Origin of the sequence: Vibrio sp. YT-17 (assembly GCF_033337375.1) — a bacterium.
In the GTDB taxonomy this organism is placed as follows: domain Bacteria; phylum Pseudomonadota; class Gammaproteobacteria; order Enterobacterales; family Vibrionaceae; genus Vibrio; species Vibrio alginolyticus.
This window is the reverse complement of the sequence record NZ_JAWOQP010000111.1, coordinates 1-1280: the sequence shown is the minus strand read 5'-3', so window position 1 is coordinate 1280 and position 1280 is coordinate 1. Positions and strand designations below refer to the sequence as shown.

Sequence of the window (1280 nt, the reverse complement as noted above, 5' to 3'; positions counted from 1 at the left end):
CCGGGATTTCTTGGTAAGACAGTACCCGGAGATTAGGTATTGTGTTCTTCACAAACTTAGCCAGTGTGGATCGCAACACGCCAGACGTAAGTAGAACGGCAGGTTCGCCCTTCAGCTCTTGCTCTTGCGTTGCATGGCTTAGTGAAGACTGCAAACGTTCAGCGAGTCCTGGCTCAATGCCAGCAGATTCGCCTCCCGAGGCTTGCATAGTTTGATGCAATATTTGTTCCAGCTCAGGAATCAAGGTAATCACAGGCAGTTCTGGCTCTATACCATTGATTTCCTGAACAATTAGACGTTTCAGACTGATTCGAACCGCCGCTGTTAATATGTCAGGTTCTTGACTCTTACTTGAGTACTCAGCCAAGGTTTGTACGATGGTACGAATGTCGCGAATTGGAATGGCTTCATTCAACAAGTTCTGCAACACTTTCACCACCACACCTAATGGGAGTTGATCCGGTACAAAGTTCTCCACCAATTTCGGTGCACTTCGGCCTAGCATCTCCAATAAATTCTGTACTTCTTCATGACCAATCAACTGCGATGCGTTGTTGGTTAATAACTGACTTAGATGCGTTGCCAATACCGTCGATGAATCCACCACGGTATAACCGAGAGCCTGAGCGTGCTCGCGCTGCTCTTCACGAATCCACACGGCTTCTAGGCCGAATGCCGGGTCCATGGTCGGTTCGCCATCAATCATGCCGTAAACCTGACCAGGGTTAATCGCCAGTTCTTGGTCTGGGCGAATTTCCGCTTCACCCACCGCAACGCCCATCAGGGTAATTCTGTAGCTGTTTGGCGTCAGCTCAAGGTTGTCGCGAATGTGTACAGCTGGGATCAAGAAACCAAAATCTTGTGAGAGCTTTTTACGAACGCCTTTCACGCGCTCTAATAACTCTCCGCCTTGGTCACGATCCACCAGCGGGATTAATCGATACCCCACTTCTAAACCAATAATATCAACAGGTTGAACGTCATCCCACGACAACTCACGTTGAGAAATGGGCTCGCTGCCATCTTCTGCTTTCGCAGGTAATGCTGGTTCTTTTGCTTTCTGCTTCTGACGCTTGTCAATTAAGTAAGCACCCGCGCCAGCAGCAACGGCCAACGTTAAGAAAGCAAAATGCGGCATGCCCGGTACGATACCCATCACGCCCAAAATTGCCGCCGTGATCATCAACGCTTTCGGGTTGTCGAACATTTGGAAAACCAACTGCTCGCCCATGTCTTCATCGGTGTTTTGACGCGTTACCATCATCGCCGCTGCAATTGAC

1 protein-coding gene is annotated in these 1280 nt (G+C 49.3%); it reads right to left on the bottom strand.

Annotated elements, in window-relative coordinates; all coding sequences use genetic code 11:
* Nucleotides 1–1280, bottom strand: a 1280-nt coding sequence (locus R7F67_RS24250) for an FHIPEP family type III secretion protein (protein WP_318057467.1), incomplete at both ends; no start/stop codon positions are given.